This is a genomic window from Curtobacterium sp. AC268 (assembly GCF_979258745.1).
Genome location: NZ_OZ409878.1, coordinates 1,649,032 through 1,664,184 on the forward strand (window position 1 = coordinate 1,649,032; position 15,153 = coordinate 1,664,184).

The window sequence follows — 15,153 nt, forward strand, 5'->3', positions numbered from 1 at the left end:
GGTGACCGCGACGGGCAGGATGGCACGGTGGAGTACTCCGGGGAACGGTGGGTGCAGCGGCTGCGCGACGGGGAGATGCCGAAGCGGGGGCCGGTGCTGCTCGCGGCGGTCGTCACCACGGCGGTGGGGCTCGCCGCGCTCGTCGCCGAGTTCGCGTTCCCGGACTTCCTGCGCGGCATCGACAGTGCCCGGACGCAGGGGTCGTTCGTGCTGTGGCCGATCGTGGTCACGGGGTTCGGGCTGCTGCTGGCCGTGTCGACGCTGTCCGCCAGGCGAGGCGACCGCCGGACGCTCGCGCGCATCGGAGCGGGCCGGGCACCTCGGTTCCACCTGCCCGTGCTGACGTCCGGCCTGCGCACCTCCGACGACTTCCCGAAGCCCCGCCCCGAGGTCTGGACCGTCGACGAGTTCGGCCTGCACGGGTGGGCACCGTCACGGGACGCGCCGGTGTTCGACCTGCCGTGGGCGCGCATCCGGCGGTTCTCCGTCGCGACGAGGGAGTCCCGCGGCCAGCGTGCCGACTTCGGCGTCTGGATCACCACGACCGACGGTGACGACGTGGTCGTGCAACCGCGGTCCACCCTCGGACGTGGGTTCGAAGCCGGACCGGACAAGCTCGACACCCTCGTGCGGGTCCTGCGCACCCTGCAGCGGGAGCTCGGCGTGGCCTCGGCGCCAGCTGACCGTCACTGAGCGGGCGGGGTGTCCCCCGTCATCTCGACCCGGCCGGTCTCGTCATTCCAGGTGAAGGTGGCCGTGGTGAGGCCGGAGGGCGCTGCGTTCGGCTCGCCAGCCTCGGCGAACCGGTAGGTCACCGTGACGGCCGAGTCGCTCTGTCGTTCGACGGTCGGCTCGAAGGCGTACTGCTGGGCAGTGGCCGTGCCGAGGTACCGGCCTTCGTGGAACAGCAGGATCGCGTACGGGGATCCTGCCGTGCCGAACTCGGGTGCGACCACGGACCAGGACAGCGGCGCGCAGGCGTCGTAGCCGGAGTAGTCGGCGTTCGCGGCGTCCCACTTCGCATCCTCGAGTCCGGCGGGCAACGGCAGGGCCGCGATGCCATCGGCCGCAGCCTCGGCACCGCTCGACGGGCCACACGTCGGGGTGGGGGTGGGCGTCGGCGTCCGCGTCGGGGTCGACGCGCTCGCGGCGTCGGAGGGCGGGGCAGTGACGGTCTCGGTCACGGTCGGGGTCGCAGCACCGCCGTCCGCTCCGTCCGCGCCGGAACACCCCGTCAGCAGCGCTGCCAGGGTCGCAGTGGTCAGGATCAGGGCGGCTCTCGTCAGGCGCATGCCTCCACGCTGCCTGCCCGGCCGAGCGGTCGCCCGCATCGTTACCGGGCCGTGTCCCGCACGACGCTCCTGACGGACGCGAGTTGAAGCGACGCGAGCCTGACTCCCGCCCGCGTGCTGCGACACTGCTCCCATGCGGGGGAAGCACCAGGACACGATCGAGGTCGCCGATGACCGGATCGACGGACCGCACGGGCCGGTCCCCATCAGGCGCTACCGACCCCTGGACCGGAGCGGCGGCACGGGATCCCCGACCCTGGTCTGGGTGCACGGCGGCGGGTTCTTCCGGGGCGACCTCGACCTGCCGGAATCCGACGCCGTCGCACGGGCACTCGCCGAGCGCGGCCTGCCGGTCGTGACCGTCGACTACCGCCTCGGACCGCTGCCCGGGCTGCCGTGGCTCGGCCGGGGTGGAGCGCGAGGGCGACGACGAGCGCCGCACGCGCGGGACGAGATCGTCGCCGTCCTCCGCCACCTGCACCACGAGACACCGTCCGGCCTGCTGCTCGGCGGGGCGAGCGCCGGTGCCTGCCTGGCGGCATCCGCGGTCGCGACCGCCCGCCGCTGGTCGGCCTCGTGCTGACCTACGGGTTCCTCCACGCCCGACTCCCGCGCGACCCGGCGGTGCGGCGACTCGTCCGAGGCCACCGGCGGCTCACGCACGCGCCGCTGCTGCTCGACCTGAGCAACCGGGCGTACGCGGGCGGCCGCCCCACTGCGGTCTACCCGGCGCCCGACGACCTCGGCGGGTTCCCCCGCACCCTGGTGATCGACGCCGAGCGGGACGTGATGCGCGCGTCGGGCGAACGATTCGCGGACGAGCTCGAGGCAGCGGACATCGAGGTCGAACGACACGTCCTGCCGGACAGCCGTCACGCGTTCCTCAACCGACCCGGCACGCGGGACTTCGACGACACGATCGAACGCATCGTGGACTGGGCCGGCCGGACCCCCATCCGCTGAACGCTCATCCGCCTGCGAACGGCGGACATCCGGGGACGGCACGCCCGCGGCGGACGTACTCTGGAAACGGAAGCAACGGCGGTTCCGAATCCCCTTCGCCACGCTCCCTGCCGTGGCGCCTCACCACCGTGACGAAGAGTTCCATCGTGACCGAACACCTCATCGAGTACGTCGCCCGCGACCGCACGGGCATCACCGCCGTCGTGACACCGACCGGTGTCATCGACGTGGACACCGTGATCCAGCACATCCGCGCCGGCCACGCGGGGTACTACGTGGCTGCCGACTCGTGGAAGCGCACGCCGGTCCGGAGCATGTCCTTCATCGGCGGGACCTACCTGTTCGCGAACTGGGACGGATCGAAGCGGAACATGCTGCACGACCTGGCGTTCCGCTCCCCGACCCGCTCGATCGAGACGCCCCACGAACCGGAGTCGCGGTTCTCGCGGTTCCTCGACGCACTGTTCGGCAGGCGCACACCGCAGCTCTGAGCCATGCCCCCTGCTCGTCACGGCGCATGAACAGACGGGTACGTGGGGTGGAGGTGACCGCCTGGAGGCGCGGCGTGCGTCGCGGACGCAGGTCGCGCCTCCAGGCGGTCGCGTCGGTCAGCGGACCGACTTGATGGGCAGGATCACCAGGGCGCCGAGGATGACGGCGACGCCGGCACCCCAGAGCATGAGCGTGTAGTTCTGGCCACCACCGATGCCGAGCAGGAACAGACCGACGGCGGGGGCGAGCGACTGCGGCAGGGCGTTGGCGATGTTGATGACACCGAGGTCCTTGCCGGGGCGCTCCGGGTCGGGCAGCACGTCGACGATCAGGGCGGTGTCGATGGCGGCGTAGATGCCGAAGGCGAAACCGAGGACGATCTCGGCGAAGTAGAACCCGCCGACGCTGTCGACGTGGGCCAGGATCACCAGGCCGACGGCGGTCATGGCCGTCGAACCCCAGACGAAGACCTTGCGACGCTGGATCCGGTCGGACACCCAGCCGGAGACGGCCGCACTGACGAGCAGGGCGATCGTGTACAGCAGCACGCCGAACGCGACGACCCCGACCGCTTCGCCCTGCGGGAGTCCGATGCGGTCCTGCATGTAGAGGAGTCGGTACGTCGTGAACATGAACGTGCCGAAGGTGATGAGGAAACGGCCCCACCACGCGAGCCCGAAGTCGCGGTGCTTGATCGGGTTCGTCCAGAACGAGCTGATCAGGTTGATCCAGCTGAAGGGCTTGACCGGCGTCGTCGGCAGGTCGTCACGGGCGACGAACGAGTAGACGAGGACCGCGAAGATCGCCAGGACGCCCGGTGCGATGAACAGGACCGGCAGGTTGCCGACCAGGTACACGGCCAGGTAGAGCCCGGCCAGGATCGCGATGTTCTGTGCCAGCGCGATGACGCTCGAGGCCTTGCCACGCTGGAACTCCGGCACGTTGTCGGCGAAGCTCGCCGTGAGCGTGGACAGGACCGCGTTGGCGGAGACCTGCGCCAGCACCCAGGCCAGGGTGAGCTGGAGCACGTCGGGCGAGAACGCGAGCCAGGCGAGGGAACCGACGAAGACGACGACACCGCCGACCATCCAGGGGCGGCGACGTCCCCACCGCGTGCGGGTGCGGTCGGAGAGCGCGCCGAACAGGGGGTTGGCGAACAGGGCGCCGAGCGCGCCGAACGGCAGGACCGAGCCGACGACGGTCTCGGGGCTCGTCGGGTTCAGCTCCGTCGCCTTGATCGACATGCTCACGAAGACGGGCGTGAGCAGGGCGACGAACAGGCCGAACTGGGCGAAGCTGAGGCCCCAGAGGTAGCCGCGGCCCACCCGGACGGTGCTGACCGACTGCGTGATGCCCTCGACCGAGAACGCTCGGGACGCCGCGGCGTCCGTGGCGGTGGCTCCGGCGGCTGCGGTGACCGCTGGGGACGCGGTCCCGGCGATGCCCCGCGTGGGTTCTTCCTTCGACGTCGGTGTCGACATGACTCCTCCTTGAGTCACAGGGGCTTCGGCGCCCGCGAATCCCTAGTGCTGCTAGGTGATCGGGACTGTAGCACCGGAAACCTCGTGCCGGAAGGTTTTGTGACGCATGTTTCGTCGGGTGCGGACGCACGTGGCGCCGACGCAGAACGACACCGCCGTTGTCGGAGGACAACGACGGTGTCGTTCTGCATCGACCCGCAGGCCGGAAGGGGCCGCTAGTGCTCGCCGTCCTCTTCCGGGTTGAAGTGCGAGTCGTCACCCGTGTGGCCCGCGGCCAGGCCGTCGGGGTTGTTCGGGATGGTGTTGTCGTCGCCGAGGCCGCCCGGCTTCTCGGTGCCCTCGGAGTCGTTCTTCGGGGCGTCCTGCGTGTTGTCACTGTCGGTCATGAGCTGCTCCAGTGCAGAGATCGATCCGGCAGCACTGCCGCCGGTGGTACTGAGGACTCGGACAGTACGTGGCGCACCTCGGAAACCGCCGTCCACCCGGAGGCAACGGATGACAGGGACCGGGACGATCGGTAGATTGTTCAACAACCCGCGAGGACAGGGAGCACCCGTGACCACGATCGACCTGAACAGCGACCTGGGCGAGGGCTTCGGCGCCTGGGCCATGGGCGACGACGCCGCGATGCTCGACGTCGTCTCGAGCGCCAACGTCGCGTGCGGGTTCCACGCCGGCGACCCGACGATCATGCTCGCCACCGCCCGCGCCGCCGCCGGACGTGGTGTGGCGGTCGGGGCACACGTGGCCTACCGCGACCTGATCGGGTTCGGCCGCCGACCCGTGCACGTCACCCCCGACGAGCTGTACGCCGACGTCGTCCACCAGCTCGGCGCGATGGCCACCACTGCGCACGTCGCCGGCACGGCCGTCACCTACGTCAAGCCGCACGGCGCCCTGTACAACACCGCCTGCGCCGACCCGGTGCAGGCCGAGGCCGTCGTCCGCGCCGTGGCCGACGTCGACCCGTCCCTCGCCGTGCTCGCGCTGCCCGGGTCGGAGCTGCTGCTGGCGGCCGAGCGGCACGGGCTCCGCGCGGTGAGCGAGTCCTTCGCCGACCGCGCCTACGAACCCGACGGCTCACTGGTGTCACGGAAGCAGCCGGGGTCGGTGCTGCACGACCCGGACGAGGTCGCAGCCCGGGTGCTCCGCATGGTCACCGACGGGGTCGCGAACGCTGTCGACGGGTCCGAGATCGCCGTGCGTGCCGACTCGGTCTGCGTCCACGGCGACTCCCCCGACGCGGTCGCGATGGCCCGAGCCATCCGAGCGCTGCTGACCGAGCACGGCGTGACGATCGCGCCCTTCGCACCGTGACTGGTCCGGAGGTCCGCTCCGCGGGCGGCACCGCACTCCTCGCCACGTTCGGCTCCCTCGCCGACGTCGTCGCCTTCCGCGCCGGGCTCGCGCAGGCTGCCCTGCCGGGGCTGACCGAGGTCGTCTCCGGCGCCCGCACGCTGCTGCTCCGCTTCGACCCGACCACGACGGACGCCGGGCGGCTCCGCACCGAGCTCACGCAGGTCAGCCCGGTCAGCCCGGTCAGCGCCACGCGCGAAGCGCACGACGCCGACCCGCTCGTCATCCCCGTCACCTACGACGGCGAGGACCTCGACACCGTCACCGAGCTGACCGGCATGCGGCGTGACGAACTCGTGGCGTGGCACACCGGACAGCTCTGGACGAGCGCGTTCTGCGGCTTCGCACCCGGCTTCAGCTACCTGACCGGCAGCGATCGGCCGCTCGACCTGCCCCGCCGCAGCACCGCCCGCACGGCCGTCCCGAGCGGGGCCGTCGCGGTGGCCGGCGAGTTCAGCGCCGTCTACCCGAGGACCTCCCCCGGCGGCTGGCAGCTCATCGGCCGCACCGACGTCCCGATGTGGTCGCTCGACCGCACGCCCCCGGCGCTCGCCCCCGCCGGCACGCTCGTCCACTTCGTCGTGGCGGGTGCGGCATGACCGCGCTGACCGTCGTGCAGGTCGGCTACGGCGCGACCACGCAGGACCTCGGGCGCCCGGGCTTCAGCGACATGGGCCTCGGCGCGGCCGGAGCAGCCGACCGCGGGTCCGCAGCGCTCGCCAACCGGCTGGTCGGCAACCGTCCCGACGCGGCCGTCCTGGAGGCCCTGCTCGGCTCCGTCACGCTGCGCGCCGACGCGTACGTGGTCGCGGCCACCACCGGCGCGGCCTGCCCCGTCGAGGTCGAGCGGGCGGACGGGTCGGTCCGCGGGGCGGCGTCACACGAGGTGCTGCTGCTGGCTCCGGGCGACACGCTCCGGATCGGCACCGCGACCGTGGGCCTGCGCACCTACGTCGCGGTCCTCGGTGGCTTCGCGGTCGACCCGGTGCTCGGCAGTCGCTCGTGGGACTCCCTCGCGCGCCTCGGTCCGCCGCCGCTGTCCGCCGGTGACGTCCTGCCCGTCGGTGACGCCCGGGTGTCGTGGCCGATCGTCGACGCGGTGCCGCAGCCCGAGCTCCGGTGGCCCGACGAGCCGGTCGTGCTCGACGTGGTGCCCGGACCGCGCGACGACTGGTTCACCCCGGAGTGGCGTGCGACCCTGACCGGTCAGGACTTCTCCGTCAGTGCGGACAGCGACCGCGTGGGGGTCCGCACCACGGCCGAGACGCCGCTCGTCCGCTCCGTGGCACGCGAGCTGCCGAGCGAGGGCGTGGAGACCGGTTCACTGCAGGTGCCGCCCGAGGGCTTCCCCGTGCTGTTCCTCGCCGACCACCCGGTCACCGGCGGCTACCCGGTCGTCGCGGTCCTGACACCGTCGTCGATCGACCTCGCGGCGCAGCTCCGTCCGGGCGATCCGCTCCGGTTCCGCATCGTCGACTGACCGACCCGGAACAAGCGCAGGGGGTCAGGGGTTGGCTTGGACACCGCTGACGAAAGGTTCCCCATGTCGATGACCGTCCTGCTCGAGGTCCAGTTCCAGAGCGATGCCCCCGACGACGCACTCCGGGGTGCGATCCGCGAGACGCTCGAACAGACCGCGTCGTTCCACGGCCTGGAGTCGCTCGAGGTCCTGGTCGACGACGAGGACCCGGCGCGCATGGTCGTCGTCGAGTCGTGGACGACCGCCGAGGACCACGACACCTACGTGGCCTGGCGTGCGACGCCGGAGGGCGCTCCGGCGATGGCACCGTTCCTCGCCGCCGCTCCGGTCACCCGCACCTTCGCGCGGACCCTGCCGCTCGACTGAGCGGATACCGACACCGAAACTGACGCCAACGCCGGTGCTGACGCCGACGTCGGCACCGGCACCGCGGCACGACGGCGGCGCGATGGCTCAGACCGTGTCGTCGTCGGTGTCGAGCGGCACCGGTCGGTCGTCGTCGGGGAGCAGTTCGTCGTCCGCGTCGTCGACCACCGGCAGGTCGTCGGGGTCGAGCACGGCCGGCTCCGGTTCGTAGTCGGTGTCCTGCGCCTCGCGGAAGTCGTCGAGGGTCTCGTCGTCCTTCGGATCGCTCATGGCCCCGAAGGTACCTCCGGATCCTCGACGTGTCCGCAGACGATCAGCGGTCCCGAGGACGATCAGCGGGCGGCGTGCTCCCGGGCCTCCATGGCGTCCCAGGCGAAGCTCGCCAGCCAGTGGGTGGAGTAGTACTCCTCGCCCACGCTCGCCGCGAGCCCGGAGGCCAGCAGCCGATCGGCCGCGTCGTCGAGCAGGTCGGCGATCCCGGTGCCGGAGTCGTCCGAACCGTCGGCGCGGAGTGCGTCCGTGATGCGCCGGGCCGAGCCCGCGCGCGACAGGTCGAGCCCGAACAGGTGCACCTGCTGCGGGTCGTTCTCGTCACGGACCACCGTCGACCGCAGGATCGCGTCGCCCGGCTGCACCGCGGCGAAGAAACCGCGCGCCCACGTGGTGAACTCCGGGGCGGGCAGCACCGCCCGCATCAGGTCGGCTTCGGCGAGGCCCGCGGACAGGAAGTCGTGCCCGCTCCGCTCCCAGGCGAACGGCCACCCGGCGTCCGCCCCGAACCAGTCCTTCGCAGCCCCCTCGACCGCCGCCGCCAGGGCCGGACGGTCGAGCGACCGGGCGGCCTCGAGCACGAGCAGCAACCCGAACGCCGAGTTCGAGTGCACACCGTGCCGGACCGGGTGCGCGGCGCCGTCGATCCACCGGACGACCAGGTCTTCGAGGACGTCGACGACGGGCGCGAAGCCCGGTGCCAGTGCCCGGACGGCGGGCACCTCGGACGCCGACACCTCGGCGGCGAGCCGGGCGAGCCAGGCCCAGCCGTAGGGGCGCTCGTAGTGCGGCGTCCCACGCAGGTAGGCCGCCTCGGTCGCCAGGTGATCCGTCGTGAGGTGCGCCTGCAGGATCGAGGTGAGCCGGGCCTCCAGGTCGGTGGGCAGGCCGTGCGCGATCAGGCGCGCCGCGAGCCAGTGCATGTGCACCGACGAGTGCCAGTCGTACGACGTGGCGAAGGCGGGGTGGAGCTCGACGGGCAGTGCCCGGTCGTCCGGCCCGGACGTCGCGTGGTGCGCGGCGTAGGGGTACTCGCGGGTCGTGTTGTCCGCGGCGACCGCCGCGAAGCGGTCGGCCCACGCGGCCCGGGTCAGGTCGATCGGGGCGGCATCAGAATGCGACAAGGTACATGACTCCCATGTTGACGACGAGCAGGATGGCGGCGGTGGGGATCTGCGCCTTGATCGGGCCGTACTTGTCCCGCATCTCGAGCAGGGCAGCCGGCACCAGGTTGAAGTTCGCGGCCATCGGGGTGACGAGCGTGCCGCAGAAGCCGGCGAGCATGCCGATCGCGAAGATCGCCGCGGGGTTGCCGTCGAAGCCCTGCACCAGCACCGGCCAGCCGATCGCGGCCGTCATGATCGGGAAGGCGGCGAAGGCGTTGCCCATGATGATCGTGAACAGGGCCATGCCCAGGCAGTAGATGACCACGGCGGCGAGCAGCGAGCCGTCGGGCAGGACCGACTTGATGATCGTGCCGACGGCGTCACCGACCCCGGCCTGGGTGAAGACGATGCCGAGCGTCGAGAGCATCTGCGGCAGCAGCGCCGCCCAGCCGATCGCCTGCAGCAGGCGACCGCCCTCGCGGATCGGGGTGGCGATCCTCGGCGGGCGCAGGACGAACACGGCCACGACCACGGCGAGCACCGAACCGATGCCCAGACCGGTCAGGGTCGCGCTGCCCTCGGCGAGCAGCGGTTCGCCACCGAACGAGACGAGCGGGCCGAGCGTCGCGACCAGCACGGCGACCACCGGCACCACGAGGGCCGGGATGAAGAGCCGGTTGCCGTACTTCGTCGCGAAGGCCGCGCGCTCGTCCGGGCTGGTGGTGGCGAGCACACTCGTGCTGCCGCTACCGGCATTCGTGACCTTCTGCGTCACGCCGGTGGGTTCGGCGGGGCCGGTCTCGGCACCCGTGCCCGCGCCGGGGATGCTCGCGACCCGGGTGCGGCTCGTCGTGCCGGTGAAGCCGAGTCCGGCGAGCGCGACCATCACGAGGACGGCGATCCCGAGCGTCCAGGCCGGGACGGTGCCGGCGGCGACGAAGGTGCCGTAGAAGAACGACAGCCCGAGGATGCCCCAGAACGCCGCGTTGCCCAGGCGCTTCGCGTGCGCGGTGTCGGTGACGATCAGGACGGCGACGGCGATGAAGAACGCGCCGATGAGCCAGTAGAGCCATTCGCTGGTGATCACGCTGCTGCCCCCCAGGGTCGGGGCGTCGGCACGGGCGTCCGCCGCCATCTTGTCGAGTCGGCGGTCGAACAGCAGCAGGCGTCCGCCGTGCACGATGAGCGCCGCGATGCCCGTCGGGATCGCCCACAGGGCCAGGTCGATCGGCTCGAGCGACAGCCCGTAGGTCGAGTCGACGAACGTCGTGATGAGCAGGATCGAGCCGACCGCGACGAAGACGTCCTCGCCGAAGAACACACCGACGGTGTCGGACGACGCCGAGTAGCCCTTGATCTTCTCGCGCATGCGGTCGTCGATCCGCCCGTACTTCTTGGTGGCCGCGCCCTCGGCCATCGGGTAGACCAGCGGACGCACCGTCTGCGCCGGCCCACCGATGCTGGTCAGGCCGACCGCGGCGGTGACCTGCCGGATCACCAGGTACCCGGCGAGCAGACGACCCGTCGTGAGCTTGTCGAGCTTCGCGATCAGACGCTTCGCCTGGTCCTGCAGGCCGTAGCGCTCGATCAGACCGATGACGGGCAGGACGAGTGCGAAGGTCGTGACGGACCGGCTCGAGGCGAACCCGTTGCCGAACGCGTCGAGGATGCCGACGGGACCGATCCCGCCGATGGCCGCGGTCACGATGCCCGCGACCGTGACGACGAGGAGCGCGTTGACGCGCAGCGCGAAGCCGACGATGACGACGGCGACGCCGATGAGGACGAACATGCGGGACAGTCTGGACCGCATTGTTCAACAATCGCAAGAGCCGGTTCCGCTCTGTAACACGCCCTTCACAAACGCCACCCGTGCCAGGATCGGTGCCATGACCCGAACTGTCGGCGGCGCTGACTCCACGGCCACGCGGTTGCGCACCATGATCGCGTCGGGCGGGTTCTCCCCCGGGGCGCAGCTGTCCGAGGAACGGTTGAGCGACCAGCTCGGGGTCTCACGGAACACCCTGCGCGAGGCCTTCCGGCTGCTCGCCCGCGACCGTCTGGTCGAGCACGTGTTCAACCGCGGGGTCTTCGTCCGCCGGCTCTCCGCCGCCGACGTCACCGATCTCTACGCGGCTCGGCGGGTGCTCGAGGAGGCAGCCGTCCGCGCCTGCACCCCCGACGCACCGGCACTCACCGAGGCCGCCGCAGCGGTCGCCGACGCCCGGGCAGCAGCGTCCGCGGGTGACTGGGGTGCGGTCGGGACCGCCGACATCCGCTTCCACGCCGAGCTCGTGCGCGCGGTGCCGAGCGAGCGGATCCACGCCCTGATGGACGGCCTGCTCGCCGAGATGCGGCTCGCCTTCCTGACCACCGCGGACCCGGCCTCGTTCCATGCCGACTTCGTCGAACGCAACGACGCGATCGTGTCCGCGTTGCGCGGTGGCGACCAGGACGCCGCCTCGGCGCTGCTCGCCGACTACCTCGACGACGCGGAGCGGACGCTGCGGGTCGCCGCCGGCGCAGCCGACTGAGGGGCGGCCAGGAGGCCCGGTGCGGCCCTGTCCCGCACGCTCTGTCCCAGCGCGCTCATGCTGGTGCTCGCGGACCTCTCGGTCAGGACTTCCCGCCGAGCAGGGCGGCGACCGCGTCCACCACGACCTGGCGACGCCGCGGCGGCGTCACGGCCTGCACCAGCGGCTCGTACTCTGGAGCGGTCGCGCTCCAGAACGCCGCGGTGTGCAGCACGAGTCCGAGCAGCACCGCCGGACGGAACGCCCGCGGCAGGACCCCGGCGCGCTGCGCGTGCTCGACCTCGGCCACCGCGTCGGCGTAGCTCGTCGCGACGGACTCGAGCGGGATGTCGGCACGCTCGAGCCGGTGCCACGTCGCGAGCCGCTGGGCCCAGGGGCGACGGACGTACGAGTCGTGCACCCGGCCGGCCCAGGCGGCGAGGTCGGCGGTGTCGAGCGGGGCCTCGGCGAACGTCTCGGTCACGGTGTCGGCGACGAGGGCGTCGAACAGCCCCTCCTTGCTGCCGAAGTAGTGGAAGACCTGCGCCTTGTTGCTCGACGCTGCGGCACCGATCCGTTCGACCCTGCCAGCGGCCAGTCCGACCGCGGCGAACTCGTCCCGCGCGGCGAGCAGGAGGCGGGCGCGCATCGCGTCAGCGGCTGGGGGCGTGAATCGGGCCATGGCGACCACCGTACCGAGCGATGAGCGCGTTGGTCATATTTCAAAACTTTGCACATCAGCAGGTGAAACGTTGGTAACGTGCTGCCCGTACAGCGTGCCGGTCGACCAGGACCGGCACATACGGATCGCGAAGGAGCAATCATGTATCAGCGCAAGCGGCGGAGCTGGGCAGCGTCGACAGGAGTCGTAGCCTGCGTCACGGCAGCAGCTGTCCTCGGCACATCCGTGCCCGCGACGGCTGCGGTGGCCCCGGCATCGACGCCGGTCTCCGCGTCGAGCAGCGCACCGACCCACGGCCCGACAACCACTCGCAGCGCGGCCGCGACCGGTGCCCCCGCTTGGGCGCGGCCCCTCTCCAAGACCGCAGCACCGGCGGGGTCATCCGATCGTGTCGGCGAGACCGAGCGGAGCTGGATATCGCTCATCCGCACTGCGATCAATGCGTTGAAGAAGGTCCCCGCGCTGTGGAAGAAGCTTTCGGACGGTGTCAAGAAGTCGTTCGCAACCTTCCAGCGCACTGCGTGGCCCGCGATCAAGGCTGCCGTAGGGACGATCAGCACGCTCATCACGGCCTGGGACATCTGGAAGTACTTCAACTGACCCAGCTTCGAAGGGGTGGTGACTGCACCACCCCTTCGAAGCCCCAACGTAAGGAGGGGTTGTGGCTGCAAGGAAATCTCGTTTACGACCACTGCTCAGCGCTGGACTCGCAGCGACGGCCGTCCTGCTCGGGGCCACCTGTGTCGTCCTCGTTGCCGCCGGGTGGCCGCTCTCGGTGGCGGCCGGAGCGGCCGGCCTCAGCGCAGCGGGCTTTGCTGGCATCGTCGAACCGAGGAGCAAGGTGGCACCAGCCGCCTTCTTGGTCTGCGTCGGAGCGATCGGGGCAGCACTTCTGCTCGATCAGCTGATGTCGTGACCGATCCGATCGAACTTCGTCGGGTCGGTAAGACCTACGGCAAACGCATCGTGCTCGATGACGTCTCCTTCTCCTGTCCCGAGGGGACGATCACAGCGTTCTGTGGGCCGAACGGCGCCGGCAAGTCCACCGCCTTGAAGATCCTCACCGGAATCACCCGAGCCGATGTCGGAGCCGCGTTCGTGAACGGGCGGGAACTCCAACAGCTCTCCGATCCGGCCCGCTTCCTCGGTTGCCTGCTGGACGCGTCAGCCTTCCACCCAGGTCGATCCGTCCGCGAGACTCTTCGGCTCACAGCTTTCACGATCGGCGAGCCCTTCCAAAGGGTCGATCAGTGTCTCGAGATGGTTGGCCTGTCAGAGGTTGCCGCCAGACGAGTCGGGAAACTCTCCCTTGGCATGCGTCAGCGACTCGGTTTGGCGCACGCGCTACTCGGGCACCCGCGTGCCCTCGTGCTGGACGAACCGTCCAACGGCCTGGATCCCGAAGGAATGCGTTGGCTCGACAACCTGCTGCTCCACTTCGCGGAGCAGGGAGGAACAGTCCTCGTCTCCACTCATCAACTCGCGGCAGTGGAACGGACCGCCGACCGCCTGGTAGTGATCTCCCGCGGACGGATCGTGGATGAAACCCGACTCGATGATCTTCGGACACAAGCCGGACGCACCTTCGTCGTCGCTGAAGATCTTCCGCGCTTTGAGCAGGCACTCCGACGCGTCGGCAGCCACCCCTTCCCCACAGGAGCAGGCTTGCTCGTGGACCTTGCACCAGAGGAGGTCGGTCGTGCTGCGCGGGATGCACGAATCGCGCTCCTCGAGCTCAGGAGCGAGGACATCCGGCTCGACGCGTACCTGGCATCCCTCACCGCCACGGAGTACGAGGGGAGGATGGCGTGATCCGTTTGGTGCTCGTCGAGATGCGACGCGCTCTCGACACACGCGGCCCCCGATGGGCATTCGCAGTCGCAGCTGTCAGCGGAGTGGTGCTGTCCTTCCTTATCGGGTGGGAAACGAAGACGTTCGTCGCTTTCGTGGCGGGACTCAGCGTGGCTCTTCCCCTGCTCATGGGTCTCCTGGCTGTCATGGCGTTCACGGCCGAATGGACCACGCGTGCGGCGTTGACGACGTTCTCGATCACGCCACGACGCCAGCGGATCCTCGGCGCCCGCTACGTCGCGGTCTTGATCCTCGGCGTCTCGACGCTCGTCGTCATCCACCTCCTCGCTGCCGTGGTCTTCGCCGTCACACGGCCCACCTCAGCCGCTTCTGTCTTCGACATCGCGGTCTTCCGGCAGTTCTGGGAGATGCTCGCGACGACGATCGCCGCGACGCTCACCGCGACGGCTGTGGCGGGCCTGGTGCTACGAACAGCGCCCGCACTCGTCATCGCTGTGTTCGGTCCGTTGTTCCTCACGATCGGCCTCGCGTTCACACCAGCCCTCCTCAATTGGCTGAATCCATACGCCTTCGCGTCGTGGCTCGCGGCGCCTGGGCTCGACTGGACGATCGCCTCGGAAACCCGCGTCGGCGTCGGCCCCGCAATGACGTCGTTCGTCGTTTGGACCGCGCTTCCACTCGCGCTCGGGTGGTTCCGACAGCTCCGCGCAGAACCGCGGTGATGCATCTCCCGGCGGCCCACACCGGGCCAACACCCAGGAACTCGCTCGGCGGCGTCACGAAGGCAGTCCGGATCATCTGGGGCGCGTCCTTCAGCTGGGAGAAGATCCGGGCCCTCGGCGGGGCTGCGGCTGCGCTGGGGGCTGAGATCCTCGGCATCGCGGCAGTGAAGCGAGGGTGCTTCCGATGAGGCGCCGGGCGCCAGCCTTCATCGTCCTCTTCGGGATCGTGTCGACGGTCGGCGCCTGGCTCTCGCTCGATCTGCTCTACGCGTGTTTGGCAGCGCTCGCGACGATCACGTACGCCGCCTTCGCTCCGAGCATCGTCGGGAGTACGCCGATCCCCCCGGGGTCAGCACCAGACCCGGCACAGGTGCGGAGCTGGCGTGAGACCCATCCGGACTCGACGGTGAGCGAAGCGATCTATGCCGTCACCAAGCGTGAGCACATCGACTCGGCGACCCGTGGGGACATCGACTCCGGGTGAACCGCCCAGCGCCGCTGACTCCGACCTCGCTGACCGCCCACGCACGGCTGGCGACGGATCCGTGTGCGCAGCAGTCGGATCCACGCGCGAGCACCGCGACGACGCACGATTCCACCGGAGATGGGCAACTTTGC

General features: G+C 70.6%; 20 protein-coding genes. 12 read left to right on the plus strand and 8 right to left on the minus strand.

Translation table 11 applies throughout. From position 1 onward, the window contains the following. The first annotated feature begins 27 nt into the window (after nt 1–27). On the plus strand, nt 28–693 hold the full coding sequence (locus ACZZ9K_RS07715; RefSeq protein ID WP_463443749.1) for a hypothetical protein: 666 nt from the start codon (nt 28–30) through the stop codon (nt 691–693). Here ACZZ9K_RS07715 and ACZZ9K_RS07720 read toward each other — a convergent pair. Further along, nucleotides 687–1,292 carry an LppP/LprE family lipoprotein gene (locus ACZZ9K_RS07720; protein ID WP_463443750.1) on the minus strand — a complete coding sequence of 202 codons (606 nt, stop codon included), beginning with the start codon at nt 1,290–1,292 and terminating at the stop codon, nt 687–689. The genes ACZZ9K_RS07715 and ACZZ9K_RS07720 overlap by 7 nt on opposite strands. Nucleotides 1,293–1,425: 133 nt before the next feature. Between ACZZ9K_RS07720 and ACZZ9K_RS07725 the strand changes: the two genes are divergently transcribed. From ACZZ9K_RS07725 to ACZZ9K_RS07735, 3 genes are all read left to right on the plus strand, one after another. After that, nucleotides 1,426–1,875: an alpha/beta hydrolase fold domain-containing protein gene (locus ACZZ9K_RS07725; protein ID WP_463443751.1), complete on the plus strand. Its 450-nt coding sequence runs from the start codon at nt 1,426–1,428 to the stop codon at nt 1,873–1,875. After that, entirely contained in the window at nt 1,869–2,255 is a 387-nt protein-coding gene (locus ACZZ9K_RS07730; RefSeq protein ID WP_463443752.1) for an alpha/beta hydrolase, read from the plus strand. The genes ACZZ9K_RS07725 and ACZZ9K_RS07730 overlap by 7 nt, the downstream gene beginning before the upstream one ends. Nucleotides 2,256–2,401: 146 nt before the next feature. Continuing rightward, nucleotides 2,402–2,746, plus strand: a complete 345-nt coding sequence (locus tag ACZZ9K_RS07735; protein WP_110864146.1) for a hypothetical protein — start codon at nt 2,402–2,404, stop codon at nt 2,744–2,746. Between the two features lie 117 nt (nt 2,747–2,863). On the opposite strand, the gene ACZZ9K_RS07740 is transcribed toward ACZZ9K_RS07735, so the two are convergent. Beyond that, nucleotides 2,864–4,228 carry an MFS transporter gene (locus ACZZ9K_RS07740; RefSeq protein WP_463443753.1) on the minus strand — a complete coding sequence of 455 codons (1,365 nt, stop codon included), beginning with the start codon at nt 4,226–4,228 and terminating at the stop codon, nt 2,864–2,866. Nucleotides 4,229–4,443: 215 nt separating this feature from the next. Beyond that, the gene (locus ACZZ9K_RS07745; RefSeq protein WP_173035184.1) at nt 4,444–4,614 is read right to left on the minus strand and encodes a hypothetical protein; all 171 of its coding nucleotides are present in this window, start codon (nt 4,612–4,614) and stop codon (nt 4,444–4,446) included. A gap of 169 nt (nt 4,615–4,783) precedes the next feature. Between ACZZ9K_RS07745 and ACZZ9K_RS07750 the strand changes: the two genes are divergently transcribed. The 4 genes from ACZZ9K_RS07750 (at nt 4,784) to ACZZ9K_RS07765 (ending at nt 7,430) form a co-directional block, all read left to right on the plus strand. After that, nucleotides 4,784–5,545: a LamB/YcsF family protein gene (locus ACZZ9K_RS07750; protein ID WP_463443754.1), complete on the plus strand. Its 762-nt coding sequence runs from the start codon at nt 4,784–4,786 to the stop codon at nt 5,543–5,545. Continuing rightward, entirely contained in the window at nt 5,542–6,183 is a 642-nt protein-coding gene (locus ACZZ9K_RS07755; RefSeq protein WP_463443755.1) for a 5-oxoprolinase subunit B family protein, read from the plus strand. The genes ACZZ9K_RS07750 and ACZZ9K_RS07755 overlap by 4 nt, the downstream gene beginning before the upstream one ends. Further along, the gene (locus tag ACZZ9K_RS07760) at nt 6,180–7,064 is read left to right on the plus strand and encodes a 5-oxoprolinase subunit C family protein (RefSeq protein ID WP_301625638.1); all 885 of its coding nucleotides are present in this window, start codon (nt 6,180–6,182) and stop codon (nt 7,062–7,064) included. The genes ACZZ9K_RS07755 and ACZZ9K_RS07760 overlap by 4 nt, the downstream gene beginning before the upstream one ends. Before the next feature lie 63 nt (nt 7,065–7,127). Next, nucleotides 7,128–7,430, plus strand: coding sequence for a putative quinol monooxygenase (locus tag ACZZ9K_RS07765; protein WP_232750604.1), 303 nt, complete (start codon nt 7,128–7,130; stop codon nt 7,428–7,430). A gap of 87 nt (nt 7,431–7,517) precedes the next feature. Here ACZZ9K_RS07765 and ACZZ9K_RS07770 read toward each other — a convergent pair whose 3' ends face one another. The 3 genes from ACZZ9K_RS07770 to ACZZ9K_RS07780 form a co-directional block, all read right to left on the minus strand. Further along, the gene (locus ACZZ9K_RS07770; RefSeq protein WP_138801858.1) at nt 7,518–7,700 is read right to left on the minus strand and encodes a hypothetical protein; all 183 of its coding nucleotides are present in this window, start codon (nt 7,698–7,700) and stop codon (nt 7,518–7,520) included. Between the two features lie 62 nt (nt 7,701–7,762). Further along, nucleotides 7,763–8,824, minus strand: coding sequence for a DUF2891 family protein (locus ACZZ9K_RS07775; protein WP_463443756.1), 1,062 nt, complete (start codon nt 8,822–8,824; stop codon nt 7,763–7,765). Beyond that, complete coding sequence (locus ACZZ9K_RS07780) at nt 8,811–10,598, minus strand: 5-oxoproline transporter, DUF979 family subunit (protein ID WP_463443757.1); 1,788 nt, start codon at nt 10,596–10,598, stop codon at nt 8,811–8,813. The genes ACZZ9K_RS07775 and ACZZ9K_RS07780 overlap by 14 nt, the downstream gene beginning before the upstream one ends. Nucleotides 10,599–10,695: 97 nt before the next feature. On the opposite strand from ACZZ9K_RS07780, the gene ACZZ9K_RS07785 reads away from it, so the two are divergent. Further along, entirely contained in the window at nt 10,696–11,340 is a 645-nt protein-coding gene (locus tag ACZZ9K_RS07785) for a GntR family transcriptional regulator (RefSeq protein ID WP_463443758.1), read from the plus strand. A gap of 82 nt (nt 11,341–11,422) precedes the next feature. On the opposite strand, the gene ACZZ9K_RS07790 is transcribed toward ACZZ9K_RS07785, so the two are convergent. Together ACZZ9K_RS07790 and ACZZ9K_RS07795 are read right to left on the minus strand one after the other, a co-directional pair. Then, nucleotides 11,423–12,001 (minus strand): TetR/AcrR family transcriptional regulator, encoded by a 579-nt coding sequence (locus tag ACZZ9K_RS07790; protein ID WP_463443759.1) that lies wholly within the window; start codon nt 11,999–12,001, stop codon nt 11,423–11,425. Nucleotides 12,002–12,147: 146 nt separating this feature from the next. Continuing rightward, nucleotides 12,148–12,597 (minus strand): hypothetical protein, encoded by a 450-nt coding sequence (locus tag ACZZ9K_RS07795; RefSeq protein ID WP_111100403.1) that lies wholly within the window; start codon nt 12,595–12,597, stop codon nt 12,148–12,150. Between the two features lie 316 nt (nt 12,598–12,913). On the opposite strand from ACZZ9K_RS07795, the gene ACZZ9K_RS07800 reads away from it, so the two are divergent. From ACZZ9K_RS07800 to ACZZ9K_RS07810, 3 genes are all read left to right on the plus strand, one after another. After that, nucleotides 12,914–13,813 carry an ATP-binding cassette domain-containing protein gene (locus ACZZ9K_RS07800; protein ID WP_463443760.1) on the plus strand — a complete coding sequence of 300 codons (900 nt, stop codon included), beginning with the start codon at nt 12,914–12,916 and terminating at the stop codon, nt 13,811–13,813. Nucleotides 13,814–13,821: 8 nt separating this feature from the next. Further along, a complete protein-coding gene (locus ACZZ9K_RS07805) occupies nt 13,822–14,535 on the plus strand; it encodes a hypothetical protein (protein WP_463443761.1) in 714 nt (237 codons plus the stop codon). 184 nt (nt 14,536–14,719) lie between these two features. After that, nucleotides 14,720–15,019 carry a hypothetical protein gene (locus ACZZ9K_RS07810; protein ID WP_301602200.1) on the plus strand — a complete coding sequence of 100 codons (300 nt, stop codon included), beginning with the start codon at nt 14,720–14,722 and terminating at the stop codon, nt 15,017–15,019. Nucleotides 15,020–15,153: the final 134 nt, after the last annotated feature.